The organism is Psychrobacter sp. UBA3480, from assembly GCF_002377945.1.
GTDB lineage: Bacteria > Pseudomonadota > Gammaproteobacteria > Pseudomonadales > Moraxellaceae > Psychrobacter.
In genome coordinates, this window is the sequence record NZ_DFQV01000033.1 from 1 (window position 1) to 18,672 (window position 18,672).

Annotated in this window: 10 protein-coding genes; 1 reads left to right on the forward strand and 9 read right to left on the reverse strand. The window is 44.0% G+C overall.

What is annotated here, in order from left to right; all coding sequences use genetic code 11:
• The first annotated feature begins 21 nt into the window (after positions 1–21).
• Entirely contained in the window at positions 22–8,010 is a 7,989-nt protein-coding gene (locus B2863_RS12990) for a beta strand repeat-containing protein (RefSeq protein WP_296211326.1), read from the forward strand.
• 147 nt (positions 8,011–8,157) lie between these two features.
• On the opposite strand, the gene B2863_RS12995 is transcribed toward B2863_RS12990, so the two are convergent.
• The 9 genes from B2863_RS12995 to B2863_RS13035 form a co-directional block, all read right to left on the reverse strand.
• Positions 8,158–8,841 (reverse strand): c-type cytochrome, encoded by a 684-nt coding sequence (locus tag B2863_RS12995; protein ID WP_296211328.1) that lies wholly within the window; start codon positions 8,839–8,841, stop codon positions 8,158–8,160.
• A gap of 102 nt (positions 8,842–8,943) precedes the next feature.
• A complete protein-coding gene (locus tag B2863_RS13000) occupies positions 8,944–10,545 on the reverse strand; it encodes a flavin monoamine oxidase family protein (RefSeq protein WP_296211330.1) in 1,602 nt (533 codons plus the stop codon).
• A gap of 69 nt (positions 10,546–10,614) precedes the next feature.
• Positions 10,615–12,003, reverse strand: a complete 1,389-nt coding sequence (locus B2863_RS13005) for a c-type cytochrome (protein ID WP_414706954.1) — start codon at positions 12,001–12,003, stop codon at positions 10,615–10,617.
• 121 nt (positions 12,004–12,124) lie between these two features.
• Positions 12,125–12,739 carry a YceI family protein gene (locus B2863_RS13010; protein WP_296211332.1) on the reverse strand — a complete coding sequence of 205 codons (615 nt, stop codon included), beginning with the start codon at positions 12,737–12,739 and terminating at the stop codon, positions 12,125–12,127.
• A gap of 203 nt (positions 12,740–12,942) precedes the next feature.
• A complete protein-coding gene (locus B2863_RS13015; RefSeq protein WP_296211334.1) occupies positions 12,943–13,767 on the reverse strand; it encodes a PAP2 family lipid A phosphatase in 825 nt (274 codons plus the stop codon).
• 138 nt (positions 13,768–13,905) lie between these two features.
• Positions 13,906–14,379 (reverse strand): diacylglycerol kinase, encoded by a 474-nt coding sequence (locus B2863_RS13020; protein ID WP_296211337.1) that lies wholly within the window; start codon positions 14,377–14,379, stop codon positions 13,906–13,908.
• Positions 14,380–14,557: 178 nt separating this feature from the next.
• Positions 14,558–15,898 carry a sensor histidine kinase gene (locus B2863_RS13025; protein WP_296211339.1) on the reverse strand — a complete coding sequence of 447 codons (1,341 nt, stop codon included), beginning with the start codon at positions 15,896–15,898 and terminating at the stop codon, positions 14,558–14,560.
• 127 nt (positions 15,899–16,025) lie between these two features.
• Positions 16,026–16,721 (reverse strand): response regulator transcription factor, encoded by a 696-nt coding sequence (locus tag B2863_RS13030; protein WP_296211341.1) that lies wholly within the window; start codon positions 16,719–16,721, stop codon positions 16,026–16,028.
• Positions 16,722–16,827: 106 nt separating this feature from the next.
• Positions 16,828–18,546, reverse strand: coding sequence for a phosphoethanolamine transferase (locus B2863_RS13035; protein ID WP_296211342.1), 1,719 nt, complete (start codon positions 18,544–18,546; stop codon positions 16,828–16,830).
• Between the last annotated feature and the right edge of the window lie 126 nt (positions 18,547–18,672).

The window sequence follows — 18,672 nt, forward strand, 5'->3', positions numbered from 1 at the left end:
GAAGTCGATGGCGATAAGCCAGTGGTTGGTATTACTGCCACTGATGGTCAAGCAATTGAAGGGGTAGACAATACCTTAGTATTTACTGTGGCTCAAAACAACCTCAGTAATTTTGATACCACCGTCAAGGTTAGTTTAGGCAGTAGTACACTAGTCGCTGCTGACATTGCCAGCATCAGCTATACCGATGCCACTGGTGCAGTGATCACGCTGAACAATACTGCTGATATTCAAAACTTTCTCACGAATGGCGATAGTGTCAAGATACCAGCAGGTAGCACGAGCGCCCCTGCTATTACAGTCACTGTGATTAATGACAATATTTATGAGCAATCAGAAAACATCGTACTTACGATCAGCAATGCGTCCAATGCCACTTTTGGCAGTAATGCCAGTGCCACAGGCACCGTGTTTGATGAAGATAACGGGAACCCCAATGACGGCAGCACCACTGATGGTGATAAGCCAGTGGTCAGCATCACAGGTACAGAAAACCTAAGTGAAACAGCCGCCAATGGGTCGGCCAATACGGCTACTTATACGGTCAGTTTAAGTAATCCAAGCGCCCTTGATACTAGTGTGGTCGTCAGTATTGCTGCAGGCTCTGCAACCGGTAATGGCACAGATTACATCGCTCCTGTTACCCAAGAGGTCACTATTCCAGCTGGCCAAACATCAGTCAACATTACAGTGCCATTAATTGATGACACAAATTTTGAAGGCCCTGAGAACTTTACTGTCAGCATTTCGAGTATTGCACCAGTATCGACAGGTAACGTAACTATTGATCCTGTAAACAATACTGTAAACACTACGATCTATGATGATGGTACGACTGATGGTACGACTCCAGGCGGGGTGAACGACAACATCGTGCCAGTAGCAGTAGCAGACACATTAAGCTTAATCGAAAATGTGAGCGTTGATTCAAATTCTGGTAACGTATTAACCAATGATAATTTGGGCAACACACCGACTCAAAGCTTCACTTGGGGTACAGAGTTTGCAAGCTACGGTAGTATCACTAAAAACCCAGACGGTACTTACAACTACGCGCTCAGCAACGGCAATACGGACGTACAAGCACTGGCAATAGGTGAGACGTTGACGGAGACGTTTACCTATAGCTTTAGAGACCAAGATGGTGAGTTAGCAAACTCAACGCTGACCATCACCATTACCGGTACCAATGACCAACCAAAAATCACCAATGGTGCCAGTACAAACGGTGTCATAGACAGTAGACAAATAACAGAGCAAACAGATACCTCTGTTATTACGCAAACAGGTACCATCAACTTTACTGATGTGGACACTAGCAATGAGCTAACTCTCAGTTATCTAACGAACCAAAACCTTTTTACCTTTGGTTCGAATACTGCATTGACGTCATTAACAGCAGACCAACAAGTGGCACTAGAAAATATATTTAGCGTAAATCAACCATCAACGTCTACTAATGAGGCGAGTTGGAATATTAATGCTTCCTCTACTGCGCTTGACTTTATCCCGCCTGGCGAGACGGTAACGATTCGCTATGCTGTACAGGTCAATGATAATGAAGGGATCACGACTGCCGCTAATGGCAATCAACTCAGTGCCAGTGCAATTCGTTATATCCAAGTTACGATCACAGGTACAAACGACGGCATTGCTCTAGTTAATGATAGTGAGACAATGCTCGAAGACGGCACCCTAACTGGCAATATCTTTACCAATGATAATGATGATCCTGATATTGGAGAGATGCTGACGATAGAGAGTTATGAGGTTAATGGCACGGTAGTACCTGTAACGGCAGGTACAAATACCGCAATGCCTGTGACTATAGATGGAAATATAGTGGGGCAGATAACTATGAATAGTGACGGCAGCTACGTCTTTACGCCAACTGCCAATTATAGTGGTACTGTCCCTACCATTACAGCTAATGTGTCGAACGGCTTGCCAATTGGTAATGCTAACCGATCATCAGGTTCTGAAACGCTTGATATTACCGTGACGCCAGTCTCAGATGCGCCCACTTTATCAGCCGTATCAGTGACAACGAACGAAGACACCGCTGTGGTACTAGGGCTAAAAGCACCTATCATTAACGATGCCACTGATCTCACAACAAATACAGATGACAGCCCTGAACGTATCGGCTTGATTACCCTAACTGGCATACCTAGAGGTGTGACCTTAGACTATGGTAGTAGCAGTATTACGACAACCACTGCCAATCAGACGATCACGGTTTTATTGAGTGATGCGAATGTCATTAGTAGCCCTGGTACACCAACCATTACCATGACTACTGCTGAGTTTGAAGCGATGACGCTAACGCCACCTAGAGACAGTGCTATTAATATCTCGTTTGGCATGTCAGTGACAGAATATGAGGTCGATAGCACAGGTACGATAGTTTCAGGGGTAGCAGGCGCTGCATCTAACACAACGATAAAGGTGGACGTGCAAGCAGTGACCGATAGCACCAGCAAAAATGGTACTGGTGATGATGCCAGTAGCTTTGGTTATACTATAGTGGCAGGTGATACAGGGGTTGTGGCTAGTAACACTTATACGGTCAGCACTCAAGAGGGCGAGTCTGTTGCTTTGCCAATTACCACTGCATTTGGTGATTTGGTAGGTAGTGGCAATAATCGCGAGACTTATGGGTTTGTTATTAGTGGCTTACAGCCAGATGCGGTCATATCGTTTACTCCTGCGGGCAGTAACACCGTCACTGAGTACACTGCTAACAGTAGCGGTGAAGTATTGATCGGTGTAAATGCCACTTCACCTACATCGACTACACTGGCTGTGAGTAGCGGCTCAGAACCTAAGATTAGTATTAAATCAGCCATCTATAATTCACTCGATATGAAGAATATCGAGGTATCTCTATATACCCAAGACCATGATACTGACTCGACCCCAAGAAACAAAACGGTTGAACTGATCAGTACGGTGACAGTAGATATGACTGTGACGCCTGTCGCGGGACAAGTGACTGCGAACGATGTTGCAACTATTGAAGACACGGCTATCACGCTAGATGAATTCAACTTCCAAGTGCTGGATAATCAGTCGAGTGGTAGCCTTACTCAAGAAGTCATCACTGCGATTCGGTTTACCCTGCCAGTAGGTTGGACTTATAGCGACGGTACCACTACGCAAGTAGGTGATGGCACTCCTACATCTATTATTACTATTACAGACACTTCCAACTTAAGTAGTTTATCGCTCACGCCACTTGCGCAATCTTCAACAGATACTGACATTGTTTTTGAAGTAACTAGTGCAGATTTGGATGATGACGGAGGTTTAGGTGCTGTTTCGATTAGTACAACAACAGAATTGACCCAGACGGTCACGATTACACCGGTGGCTGAAAAGGTTGGTGACGGTGTCATTTCAGATACTGATGGTGATGGCACAGCTGATCTAACCATCAATCCAGACCATGCATACACGAATGTTGCACAAGAAGAAATTGCCTTTAGCCTTGGTGTTGATGGTGCATTTAGATTACTCACTGGTTGGGCCAACCAAGATGATACGGTCGACTTTGGACAAGAAAGCCATACGAATAATCCTCAGGATTCTGAGCAGACTTATGCTCACCTAACGTTTGGTTATAAAAATGCTAGCGGCTTTGAGGCAGTTGAAGGCGCGGTCTTCACTTATAGTGACGGTACTAGCACTATTACTTTAACTGATAGTGGTACTGGTGTTGATATTCCAGCTGCCTATCTTAATAGTGTGACTGTTATCTCGCCAGAAGATTATAGTGACTTCAACCTTGCTAGTGGTACCGAGACCGCGGTCAAAGTAGAAGCCAAAACTATAGATTATGATGAAGATACAGGCATGGATGTCGAGGCCATCAGTGGTGAAAGCTATTTGACATTTAAAGTAGCAGGTGTGGCTGATAGTGTCTCACTAGGCGTTGACCCATCTTACGGTAATGAAGATCAAGCACTCGCGGGTGGCAATATGCGTGACGGGTCATCGACTGCTGTAGTTAATCCGACGAATGGTATTGCGCTGCAAATTCGCCCAAGCTCGCGTGATGATGATGGCTCTGAGATTTATAACGTAACCATCACAGATATTCCAGTAGGCGCGCAGCTATATGTTGTTAATGCATCAGGTGTTTCAACGTTGGTACCTACTAACACAGTTACTGACACCGCTACTGGTAAAGTCACCGAGACAGCCATTATTAATAACTATACCAATGACGTGACTAGCCTTTATTTTGTTCCTGCTGAAAACTACAGTGGTACAGTCAATCTGAAAGTGTCTGCAGTGAGTGAAGAAAGTGATGGTGATATCAGTGCATCTAGCGCCATACTCAATTTACCTGTTGCCGTTATTGGCAAGGCAGATCTTATATTGAATGATACGCTAGCCACTGAAACCGCTACAGTAACAGCTACTGATGGTCAAGAAACCACTAAGGATTACACCTACGTAGGTGCTGAAGATGCTGGTAATATTGCGTTATCAGAGTTCTTCTCTGATTCGGCCAATATTGCTGCTTACGACAGCAATGTACCCACTGCCGAACAAGTCACTTATAAAGTGACCGGTTTGCCAACAGGGTTTGATATTACAGGTGCCGTATTTTTAGGTGGTAGCGGCCTCACACGCAGTTGGTCTGTATCTTTAGATGCACTAAAAAATGGTACAGCGGAACTGGTAACGCCTAGCAACTTCGCTGGTGAAGTCGATTTTACTATCACTGGTACAACCACTGAAACCGTCTCTGGTAATAGTGCCACGCATAATACTCAAAATGTGTCGGTGCTAATAACACCAGATGCGACTGACAGTGTAGTGGCTAACCCACAAGTGCTAGCGACAGAGGATGTTTGGACGACTGTCAATTTCCTTTCTGTTTACACTAGTACAGACACGACAGCACTGGTAAATATTGCGACTGGTTATGAGGCATTAGAAACCATAATTCTAAAAGCTGATGACTTAATCAGCAGGGAAGTCGCATTGCGTGTTGATAATATTGAAGTTACGCTGGTGGCAGGTGAGACATATATCTATACACCAGATCAGCGCATTGAGATTATGTACGATGATGACAAGCGTCATAGTGATGATGATGTCAGCATACCCTTTGATTACACGTATACCGACACGGCTACATTAACAGATGGTTCAACCATCACCACAACATCACCAGTCATTACTGGCAAATCAGTAGATGTTACTTTCCAAGCTGTCACTGACCAACCGACTCTAACATTGACGGCTATAACATTGCCAGGGGACACGGCTCCTAATAGCACTATCGACAATAGTGGCTCAAATGATACAGCCTCGGTCACAGTTTCATTAACCTCACCTGATCAAGATGGCTCAGAAAGCTTTACCCGTCTAGAAATCAGCAACGTGCCGGCCGGTATTCGAGTAGAAGGCGGTATATTGGCTGGTAATACTTGGTATGTCGATGTGCCAGATACGGCGATAACAGGTGCGGCACCAGCACCAGAGTATGAGTTGGTATTCATCAGAGATACCAATATAGTCAACATACGTCCAGATATCTATGACATTACGGTGGTTGGTTTTAACCAAGATGTTAACGGGCAGGGTATTGACGGTAATGAAGCACGTGATAGCCAAATCTTTAAACTTACGCTAGCAAGAAACGGTACTGGTGGTATAGACCCTGTAGATCCAGACTTAATCAATACGCTGACAGTCACCTCGGTACCTCAGCCAGAAGATGCCGCTATTGTATTGTCTACTTTAATCAATGCGACGCTAAACTCTGAAGCTGAAAGTACAGTGAGTGCTTATAGTTTCACATTGACCGACTTACCAGACGACACGGTATTGACCAGTAGCAATCCAGACGTGCAGGTGCAGAAGATTGCAGGCCAATGGATTATCAGTGTAGAGGCGAGCGCTAACTTAACGCCTAATGAAGCACTAGCAGCAATAACACTGACGCCGCCTACTGATTTTAGCACCAATGAAGTCGGTCAAGAGCTTGTCTTCGATGTTGAGTTTACAGCCTTGAATGATGAAGGCTTAGACGACAATCTCAAAATTGATGATGTTAAAGTTGAAATCAAACCTGTCACCGATGCTTTTGATAACGATGGTCAGACTTCAATCGTGTCAACCGATGAAGACGCGCCGATCGCGATTAATATTAATTTAACCAATACTGCGGATGGCGATTATGTGTCGCTAGTTGATGGTAAGTTGTATATTAAGATCGATGAAACAGGATTAACGACAGGATCAGGCATTGCTGGCGTATTAACATATAACGGTATAACGTTGACACCAGATAATAACGGTGAGTATATAGTTGATCTAAACAATGGTGCAGGAGACTTAGTTAATCCTCCTGATAGCGTTATCGTTCAATATACCCCTGCTGCGAATGCTGATGGTAGTGCTACCATTACTGTAGATGCTGATCACAAAGAAGTGACCAATGTTTCTGGAACGGATGATGGTAATATCATCACGTATCAGCACAGCTATGATGTTAGCGTTGCTGCGCAGCCAGATGCGCTTAGTATCGCTGGGGTCGGTAATAATGATGGAGATAATGACCCATTAACAGTGACTGCTACAGGTAATGAAGATACCCTAATAGCCATACCTTATGAGATTAGTTTAAGTGATATTCAAGGTGACAGCGATGGCAGTGGAGGTGTTGTGGAGGATAGCGCCGCTGCTATCAGCCTAGATAACGTACCTAATGGTTACTTGGTGTATTATGCCAATGCGTCAGGAGATCTAGTTTTAGCCAGTAATAATGGTGTGTCACCAACTAACGCTGATAATAATTCATGGTCAATCGAGGCGAGTAAACTGCAAGCTGGCACGGATAATATCTTTATTTCGGCGCCAGAAAATGAAAGCGGTGTCGTTACGGGTATTGAAATGAGTGTGATTAGTGATAGTGGCCTAGTGAGTACTCCGCTTAGCGTTACGCTTGATGTGACGCCAGTTGCTGATGCTATTGAGTTCAGTCCTAGCTCTGTGATTGGCTCTCAAGGCAAGTGGACATCACTTAACTTAAACGCGGCTATGGTCGATATTGATGGTAGTGAAACGGTCAATGTGATACTGACGGGCACTAACCTGTATGGTGATGTGCTCGATGTAAAAACTAAAAGTGGCACTGCTATAAACAATGTTACGTTTGATGCGGCTACTGGCACTTATACCATTATAGGCGTCACACCATCGCAACTGAACGATTTGCTTGTCAAATCAGCCGCACCGTATACGGGTACGTTACAGATTAGCTTGCAAACGGTTGAATCGGCAAACGGTAATAATCTGACCATAGCTGCAAAAGACCTTCCTGTTAATATTGCCCCAACGTTGATTTTCAACGGCACGACTGAAGATGATGTTTTAATTTCAGTCAATCAAACAGCCGCTGTTAAATACTCTGGTGGTGATGGGAATGATACCTTTATCGGTGGCAGCGGCAAAGATACCCTCAATGGCGATGCGGGAGATGACATCCTTAGCGGTGGATCAGGCAATGATATACTTAGTGGTGGAGCCGATGACGACACGATAGATGGTGGTGCTGGTGCCGATACGTTAAATGGTGGAACGGGTAATGACACGATAGTATTTGATGCTGCCGACTTAGTTATTAATGGTGGTGACGGCATTGATACGTTACTCATTAATGAAGAAAATACCACAATTAACTTTGGCACTTTCGATTCATCTAAGTTTGAAAGTATTGAGGTTATCGATATGACGGGTAATGGTGCTCAGTCACTTACCAATCTGTCGACCAGTGATGTGCTTGATATCATCAATGATACGGTCATGACCGATAAGGACCTAATTATCAATGGTGACGGTGATGATAGCGTGAGTCTTACTGCGACAGGTTGGACAAATAGCGGTACTACCACTCAAGACGGTATCAATTATAATGTTTATAGCTTCTCTGATACCAATGGTAACCATGATCTGTTGATTCAGACTGATGTGAATACTACTATTCTATAGGTTTATTCACCTAGTACAAGATGTGACTTTTATCTTCTACAAAACGCCATTGGATCAAATCCAGTGGCGTTTTGTAGAGTGTTCTCTACGAAATAGCATACTTTAATAACTGGCTAGCTCTCCTTACTCAGTTGCTTATTCCATTACTTACTCACTAGGGTCTGATCCTGGTGGGAAGTCATGGCGTAGCTGTGCGACATTAGCAGTAGTCACTGTATCTGTGAAGTTATTGAGATCGCTATGCACGTATTGCGTGACGGCTGCTATTTGCTCATCGCTCATCATACGGTGGAACGATGGCATACCGCGTAGACCATTAATAACGACACTAATAATATAATACTTTGATTGCATCTTGCTGTTGTTGGCCAGTGGTGGATAGTAGCCTGCGCCTTGTGCGCCTTCACCTTTTTGCATATGACAACCAGCACAAGAGTCATCATAGAGCTTTTTACCATTAGTGGTAAAAAATCCCTTTTTACCTTGTGTACTGCCTTCAAATTTAGTGAGCCACTGCTGCATGCTGGCATCATCACTCATGTTTGGTATTGAGCGCACATCGACAATATCGCCAGTAGGCTCAGCCAATTCTGCTTTGGACATATATACGCCGCCCCATGCACCCTGATTGCGACTGGCCTGATTATCAAAATTTTTGTCGAATATCATTGGTGCTGTCTGTGGGTTGGCGATAGTGGCTACGTTTTCTGCTTTATACTGACTACAGCCTGACAGCGTTGTTAACGCTATCGACCCACCAACAACGAGCGTCATTATTACTTTGCTCGAGCTGAGCGAGCTAGATGATTTTATCGGGTTTGATGTCACCATATTTATAGATTTCCCTGATATTCCTAATACCCTTAATTTCATTATTATCATCCTTGCTTCAACGGCAGACTGGTTATTCAAAGCTCATTACTCAAAAGTTAGCTATCCAAGTTTCTTGGCCTTTTGATGTAAGCGTTTGGCAGCATCCATACCGGATAATATCGCGCCCTCTTGCCACGCAGGAATGTGCGAACAGTGCTCACCTGCCAGTACGATACGATGATCTATCTCGCATAATGTTTCATAGTACTGCTCACGACTTGATTCGCTCCAAATACCGTAGCAGCCAAGCGACCAAGGGATACGGTGCCATGCGACGGACGTGCCCGAACGGAACTCTTTGGTATATTGCGGATGAATCTGTTTGCCATAGGCGAGTGCGGCATTGATACGTTCTTTGGGTGTCAATGAGTTAAATTTGTACGAGGCTTCCCCAAATCCATATGCACCCAGTAGGACACCAGAGCCTGTGGTAAACATATCTTGTGACGGGTAGGAGATTTGTGAGATGGGCATGTCGGTATAGGTGATGCCGCCATATATCCATTCATCTTCTTCCCAAAACCGTCGTTTGAACTCCAAGCCCACTTTGTAAGAGCTATCATAAGGAACGGCTGCCATTGCTTGCTTCATTGGCGCGGAGACATTGATATTAATCTGCGTCAGTATGGATAAAGGAATCGTACAAATGCACCAATCTGCGCGCACTGTTTTGGCTGCACCGTCAGGGCTATTGCTATCGACATAGTCAACGGTGACCCCAGTTTCGTCTTGATTGATTTTGGTGACTTTGGCATTGAACGTAATCATCTTGCGACACTCGCGCGTGAATGCATCACCGATTTTTCCCATACCGCCGACAGGTTGAAACATAGTAGGTTGATGCACATGCACGGTATAGTTGCTATAAATGTCCGACCACATGCCTGAGTCTAGTAGCTTATCCATCGGTATTGGCGTTGATGGCTTGGCATCCGGCATCAATCCACCACCCGGATACACACTATAGCCGCGATGCTTACCCGTCTCATGGCTTTTGACATAGCGATAATTGTTATCCAGAACACCCCAGCCCTTGAGATCTTCGAGTAATTTTTCTTTGTCCTCTTTATTGACCGTACTATCGAGACTGCCTTTATTGACGGCTTTGGACAATAACTCTGATACATAACCGCGAATATCGCTCTGTACTTCGCCCAAGCGCTGCGGCGCACCATTGAAGTGATTGGTACGGTGTAGATAAGCTCGGTCGTTGGTTTGGATAAAGGGTTGCAATGCCACGCCAAATTTTTTGCAGTAATGAAAGACCGCGTAGTGATGGATGGGCAATCGCCATGGACCACCGTTAAAGTAGTTGCCTTTTTCGAAGTCACAAGTGACCTCAGCACCACCAAGTTCAGTATATTTGTCACCGCTATTGAGTGTCCAGCTACGTCCACCGCCGCGGTTTTGATACTCTAATACAGTCACTTTGTAGCCTGCTTTGCGGAGCTCATAAGCAGCAGTTAGACCACCCAATCCTGCACCCAAAACCACGATACTTGCGCCAGCCGGTGCGCCTTTGAGATTGATCTCTTCTTTAAAGCTTGACTCAGATGCAAACCCCAACGTGGTCATCGCTTGATACATGGCGGTCGCGCCTGCGGTCTTGCCAATCATGGAGAGCAGTTGCCGACGCGTGGGAGACTGGAGCAGGTCATTCATAGGATTATCCTTATCGTGCTGGTCTTTGCGGTATTATCAAAAATAGTAATTGAGGCATATTCTTTATGGCTAGCTTTTTTCTTTTATCACGCGCGTGACGTCAGCCGCGCTGACATCGCTGTTTGGTAAACCACCAAAGGTGACTCGTACATAGTTGGTAATGCTAGCGATTTGTGCAGGGCTTAAGTCTTTTGAGAACCCCGGCATTTTTGGTGCTGTGTTAAACGCACCTTTTGCCCCAAAGGCAATCACGCCAACGAGCGCATCAGGTTTTACTCGGCGAATACTACTTAAACCGACAATGGAGGCATAGCGCGCATCGGGCTGGGCGTAACCATCGACGCCATGACAACTGGCGCAATGGATGAGATATAAGTCTTTTGGCGACTTGCTATCATTTACATCGTGCGAACTGATCCTGCTATCTACACTAGTAACCGTCTCGGCTTTTGCCTGCGCCAGATAGTCTTTTTGCTCAAGTAAATCATAAGTAATAGAATCGCTGACTGGTTGCGGTAGACGAGAGACATTGACAGGTATCAAATAATCATCGGTCTTAATGGCTGGAACGACTTTTAGATAAGATGCCATAGCAATCAGATCTTCGTCGGTAAGATAACGCGTACTGTGCGCCACGGCTTCTGCCATCGGGCCGCCCGCATAAGCGCGCTTATCAAGTGTTCCTGTACGCAGGTAAGTCACGATATCCATTTCGCTCCAAAGTCCGATACCCGTATCGTTGTCAGGCGTGATATTTGGTGCAAACCATTTACCAAGTGGCGCGCCAGACAAATAAAGATCTTTATCAAGACCTTGTGTTAAATTGCGCGGGGTGTGACAGGTACCGCAGTGCTCTAAGTTATTGACCAGATATTCACCGCGCTGCTGAGTTTTCGTCAGCCCTGAGCGATTTTCGGTAGAAGGCACATTGATGACATTCCATGCCAGCATCAAGCTACGAATATTTAACGGGAAAGGCAAATGAGTGGTTTTTTCAGGTGGTTTGTCTACGATAGCAACGGTCTGAAAGTACGCGAACAAGGCGCTGATATCCTTATCTGTCATGCCATGATAAGACGGGTAAGGCATGGCAGGATAAAGCTGATGACTGGGTGCACGACCTTTTTGCAAAGCCTTTTTGAAATCGGCTTCAGTATAGTTGCCGATACCATAGCGCGTCGATGGTGTGATATTGGTTGAGTAGATATTGCCAATGGGCGTCTCAATTGGTACGCCGCCACTATAGTCATCACGGTGGCAAGCCATACAGTCAGCGGTACGCGCCACGTAAGCGCCGCGATTGGCAAGCACACTATTAGCAGGGCTAACATTTGGTAGGGTTATTCGACTGGGCAAAGTATCTCTTGGCAAACTGACCGTGCCTGCCATCACGACGTTAGACACTAAGCTGAATCCCAATGTCAGTGTTATTATCGAAGAAAATGACAATGCTGGCATGACGGCAGAAAGTGGTTTCGCAATACTCTTATAATACCAATGAATCATGTCTAATTCCTTTTTAAGCTTTCTGCAAATAACTACCCGTATCTATTAAGACAGTGGCGAAACGTTAAAAATACTACTGTCTGGCGGCTTCGATCTTGATACTTAAGTCAAGGTTTTTGGTCAGTCCGAACCAAGCGAATTTATTGATATTCCATTTTGTGCGATTAATCGTAGCAGTGAACTCGCCACCGCAAACATCCTTTCTGATGCTCGTGTTTAGATAACAATCAAACTTAGTCGCGGTTAGGCTAATTGGGTGTGTCTCGCCATGCAGTGTCAGTTGTCCATCTACCCGAATGACCTGCGGGCTTTTTTTATCTTGATTAAAATGCCATTTTGTCGATTCAAAATGCGCTGAAGGAAACCTCTGCATATCAAAAAATTCAGGCCCCGTTAGACTATCATTAAAAGAAGGGTTGCCCGTATTTAAGGAGTTTATCGGTATGATCAATGAGATGTCGCCTGATCTTCGGTTTGGATCGTATTGCAATTGACCTTTGATATTGTAAAAACCCCCAGTCGTGGATGAACTTTTAAAGTGTTCGATAGCAAATCGAATATGAGTGTTGGCAGGATTAATAGCGTAACTGGCAGCTTGACTGCTATTTGCAGCGCCCACGAGCAATAATGGAATGGTCAAAAAATAATAGACATGCGAAGGTTTTGGTCCAATAGACAACAAGCGCATAGCTACATTCCTTTACAGCCTCTTGATATAGAGGAGCTTATTCACAAGCGCTATCCTTGCGTTTGCTTAACAATAAGCCAGTGATTGTTTATTATTTATACAGAGTTTTTCAAATACTTAGTAGTGCTATTTTAGTAAAGAGATAATGAACAACTCTGTCATGCCCGAACGTCAATTCAAAGTACTGAACCTAAGTGCTAACTTTAAGTGTTAGAGTGCTCAATGCTAGACAAGCTAAGACCAGTATGTCTTTTATCATCGCTAGTACTGTGTGTTTTATTCTTAATTGATTGTTTGAAAAATAGGGCTGCGAGCATACAGGCTATCGTTAATGACAGCAGCATTGAGACCAATGTATGGCTAAAGAAATGATCGCCAAACAGCATCTTATACAGTCCCATTGTCCAGCCCAAAACAGTTACTGATATGACTATCTGGTAGCGGTGTTTTCTTAGTGTCGGTAAAAAAGCCAGTCCATATAAAGAAAACCCTGCGCTGGCGTGAGCTGCTGGGAAGCATCTGGCAGGCGTTGCTGCTACGATGTTTTGCCAAAGATTGAGGTAGGGCAGATCCCCATTAAAAATAACTAAGTCATTTGGGCAACTAACATGGGTGACGCCTTTGAGCGTGGCAATGATAGCAGGTACAATCGCCAATATAATCAGTAGGTAGCCAATCTCGCGCATAGGTAAAGGAAGTAGAAATTTATCAAGCTTATTATGACTGAGCTTACTACGATTATACTTATTACGGTTTAAGGCAGTAGCATTAAGCCTTGCCTGTCTATACTTGATGATTAAAACCGCTATGAGGTAGACAGCCAATATAATCAATAATACTTTGGGCAAATCATAAAAGATAAATGCATAAGGCTGCGCGCCTTTTTCAAGTAGCCAGTGATCATTATTATAAAAAAGCTCACTGATGCGTACATCTAATTGGCTATGCTCAAAAACCAAGGTGGCCATGATGGTCACGCACAGTAGTTTTAGCCAGTCCCAAGTCATTGCGTTGTTTTCTGAAGTCATGACTACACCTGATAACGTATATGCGATGTTGATAGATCCTAATACGACCTTCGTTTCATTGTTTGTCTAAGATGGTGCTAGCAGCGTGTTGCGCTGTTATACGAATGCTCGCCATGCTTTAATAAAATAGAGCAGACTTTAATAAAGTAGAGCAGATAATGCCATTACCCATAAAACCATTAACAAACTTAACGCTAAGAACTGCGCCGCAGAGCCAACATCTTTTGCGATTTTTGCGAGTGGGTGTTTGGCGGTTGAAGTATGGTCAACGCAAGCTTCGATACCTGTGTTGATTAGCTCAACAATCAACGACATAAAAGAAGCGACGACCAGCATCATTTTTATACCAAGCGCAAAAGGCATAACGATGACAGCAGCTAGCAGTATAAGATTGAGCCACAAAACTTGTCTAAAAGCCGCTTCCAATTTATATGCGGCTTTAAAGCCATCTATAGAGTAACTAGTGGCTTTTATAATGCGAAGGATTCCCGTTTTACCTTTGGTATGACTTGCAAAGCTATCAGCCGCGAGTACACTATCATGTGCTGTTTGGTTGACAGAACTATGCTCGGCTGTTGGGTCTATAAGGTTGGTATGAGCGATTGGCTTCATATGGCATTCTTAATGGTCTATTAAAATTAAGATAGCCTGAGTATAAGACGGGAGAGGTTAAGAAAACGTTAAGAGGATATAGAGAGGTGAGAATAAAGCGTAATGGTTGTTTAAATTTTTCATTTCCCAATCAGCAATTATGATTGGGAGGTGAAGATGTCTTTGGACTATCACAAGGTTACTTATAATAAATACTAAAGGTGCTACCACCTGAGCGATTGGCTTGGTGAGTGAGCTGCCAGCCCATATGCGACATGATACGCTGGACGATACTGAGTCCTAGACCTGATCCTTCAACCTTATGTTTTGTCTCATGCTCTGACGACAGCATTGTTTGCTCGCCATTATATTGAGACTCTAGTCGCTCAAACCGTTCATAGAGTAAGGGCATCATCGCCTCAGGAATACCTAAGCCAGTATCAGTCACCGTGATTTTTTCGTCATCGATAGTAATGACTACTTCGCCATCATCGGTATATTGAAACGCATTTTTTATGAGGTTGCCCAATGCCATTTTTAGTAGTTCGGGGCGTACGTAAGCGCTGTATTCCTGCTCAGCAATTATCTGACAAGTAACAGACTTATACCGCAGTAAGTATTTTAGGCGCTGCATTTCTGCTAAGGCGATACTGTTAATAGAGGTTTGCGGTGCGTCTAACTTTTCAGGCGCGCGCGATAGTAGGAGCAGGGCGGTGATAATCTCAGAAGTTTCTTTGGCAGTAGTGCTGATACGATTGGTAAACTCATTTAAGTGGCTGTCAGAGTCTAGTTGCGAGGCCAACACTTCAGAAGCCCCCATAATAATAGTCAATGGCGTGCGTAACTCGTGGCTGACATCACCAGTAAACAGTTGCTCGCGTTTGAGATACTGCTCTAACTTGTGGTTTTTCTCATCGATAGCCCGTGCCAAGACACCAACTTCAGATGGCAAATGTGTTAAATCGCTTAAGTTATGATGGTCGGTTTCGACAGCTCGTTTCAAATCTAATAAAGGCTTGATGATTTGTTTAGAGGACAATTGGGAAAAGATAGCAGCGATAAGTAAGCTTAAAATCACGGCTACTTTTAGCGTATCTGCAAATATGTCTTCTAGGTGCTCAAATATCGCCAAGACTGGATAATTTCCCATCACCATTTCTGTGTTTTCTAAGTAAGTCAAAATATAAGCTTGACCGTCTTGGGTGTAGGCGAAAAGATGCAGGTTGGCATGACCTGCTCCAGAGGCCTTATTAACAGTGACAGAAGTCTCTTGCACCGTGTCATTGGCTATCGCTTGTAAACTGGCAGGTGCTTTGTCATAGCGATAAATCTTGATACCTGGGTCAGCGACATAGATAGGCTGGTCACCGTACTTTTCTTGACTAAGCTCTAGCTGCTGCAATAGGCGAGCCTTGACCAAATCTTGCTCTATTCGGCTCTCTGCGTACAAGAAAATACTGACAAAAGCTGCGCACAGTAATAACGCGAATATGAAGTAAGACAGTCTGAATTTATTGGCTATCGAGTCTATATTGAGCATGGCGTAGGACAACTTAATAGAAGAAGGCGATATATAACAGAGCTATATATAATAGAGCAATAAATACAATACGGTCAGTCAGTTAGTAAATTGGATAAGGTTTATTCAATCCATACTGCAATGATGACTACGCGCTTACTGATTTATTAGGGTCAACAACTTGGTAACCTACGCCAGGTACTGTGACTATCATGGGTATGTCAAATGGCTTATCAACCTGTGCGCGCACACTATGCATATGGGTGCGCAGTGCATCACTACTCGGTATATCTAGTCCCCATACTTTTTCTTCAATCTCAGTTTTACTGACGACTCTAGGCGCTGCGCTCATTAGGATATGCAATATTTTAAAGCCAGTAGGGGTGAGCTTTAGTGATTGTCCGTCGCGCATAATGGTATGCTCACTATTGTTTAAGGACAGCGCTCCGACAGCAATACTGTGGGCAAAATGATCGTCCTCATGGCGACGTATGAGCGCTTTGATACGACACTCCAACTCAACCAACGAAAATGGCTTGACCAAATAATCATCAGCGCCGCTATCAAACCCAGCGACTTTATCCAAGATTGTATCGCGAGCCGTGAGCATTAGTACGGGAGTCTTGTCATGCAACTCTTCTCTGAGTTTTTTGCACAGCTGCGTGCCATCCATACCGGGTAGCATTACATCTAGCAGTATCACGTCATAACGATTGTTTGAGGCAAGTGTTAGCCCGCTATAACCATTATGCGCGTTGTCCAACTCAAACCCTTTTGGCTCAAAGAAAGCATAAATATTGGCCACGATATCGGGGTTGTCTTCAATAACGAGTATCTTGTACATGATGCTGACCTAAAAAATAGTGGTTACCTAAAAGGACTGAGTAATATAAAAACGAATGTAGAGAGCTGTTTTAACAAATTATTTGGAATAACTCACTTTTAACCACTCAATTAGAATGGGACAGTTTGAAAAGGGTTGCTTCACCTTTGACTTCATCGGTCGTAATACCAAAAAAGCTAAGCAATGTTGGCGTAATGAAATCGTGCGACACAGGCTCATTGACCATACTAGAAAGATTTTCAGTATCGATACTATTGCTATTGGGCGACCAAACTATCGTAGGCACGTGTTTTTGGGTATCTGGTGCGAACTTATAGGGCAAGCCGTGCAGGTAGATATTATTTTCACCCAAACTCTCCCCATGATCACTAATATATACCATTACCACATCATAATCTTGCTCATAAGGCTTTAGCGTATCAATCACATTATTCAAAAAATAATCGGTATAACGAATCGCATTATCATAGCCATTTACCAACGACTGAGCATCACATTTAGACAGCTCATTGGTCATGCAAACAGGGTTATACGCTTCAAATTCTTTGGGATAGCGCTGATAATAGGCGGGGCCATGATTGCCCATTTGATGCAGCAAAATAAGTGTGTCTTTCGGCATCTCTTTCTGTGAGCTGCCTGACTTAACCAGTGTATCAAACCCATCAAGCATACCGATATCTCGGCATTCAACATCACAGTTCGGATTGGTATCAGCTGTTTTATAGTCTTCAAAAGTAACGCGATCAGCCACGCCTTTTGAGCTAGAGTTATTGTCGCGCCAAATAACATTGACCCTTTGCTTACTTAGCGTATCTAGTACGTTTTCATTATACTTGGCTGTATCGATATCGTAGTCTGTTCGATTTGCATAGCTAAACATGCAGGGTACGGAGTAGGCCGTAGAAGTGCCACAAGAGACGGCATCTTTAAAGCTATAGAGGTCTGACTGCTTTGAGAGCAGCGGTGTGGTGTTGCGTGTATAGCCGTTCAAACCGAAGTGATCTGCGCGAGCCGTTTCGCCAACCACAAACACCATCAGTTTTGGTTTAGCACTGCCACTCACACTATTAGCAGGTGAAACACGCTTTGCATCTGTCGCATGCAGTGTCAAAGTATCAGGACGGCGTAGCTCATCGACATAGTTTTCGCCAAGTTTGATCGTAGAGTAAATAGGCGTGATCGGGTTAGCATAAGAACGGACTTGTTTATGCTGACGGAAGAAGCTGGCGTACTGGTCACCAAACGGCAAAATACAAATGGTGATTAGCGCAACAGATAGGATCAAGGTTGCCGTTTTTTGCAGAATGCCTCGTTGCCAAGTAAAATGTTTTAGACGAATTTTGCTAATGATAAATGCCGGCAACACGCCTAATATCAGCACTCGAATGACCATGCTAGGAGCAAACAATCCCATCGCCTCTGCTTGATCGGTCTCCAGACTATTGATCAGCATATTGGTGTCAAATATCGTCCCGTAAGCATCAGTAAAATAACCACAGATGGCAGCGATAATCAGTAACGTAGCTAGTACGGGTTTGGCAATGGGACGATAGCAAAATAGTTGTAATACTAGCCACATCAATCCAAATAACAAACCTATGATGGAGAGTATAAAGCCCATGTTTGTGCTAAATGGATAGACCGCCAGTACCTGCTGAAAAAACGCAAGATTTGCAGTCGCTACTAAATATAAAGCGACGATAATAATAAGATAACTGAGACTTATCTCACGATCATAGAGCTTACTAAGGTAGCGGGTTTTTGCGTTGGCGTTGGGCGCGTAGCTTTTTAGCACATTGGTCTTGATGATTTGAGGTATGGACATACAGATACTTCTCAACAGGTGGTAGGAAACGTCATTCCTTACCATAGCAAGTGGTCTGTTAAGAACATGTTAAGGCGGTTCATGCCAACTCTAATAAGTTAGATGTTGTGTGGATTGTTGAGATGG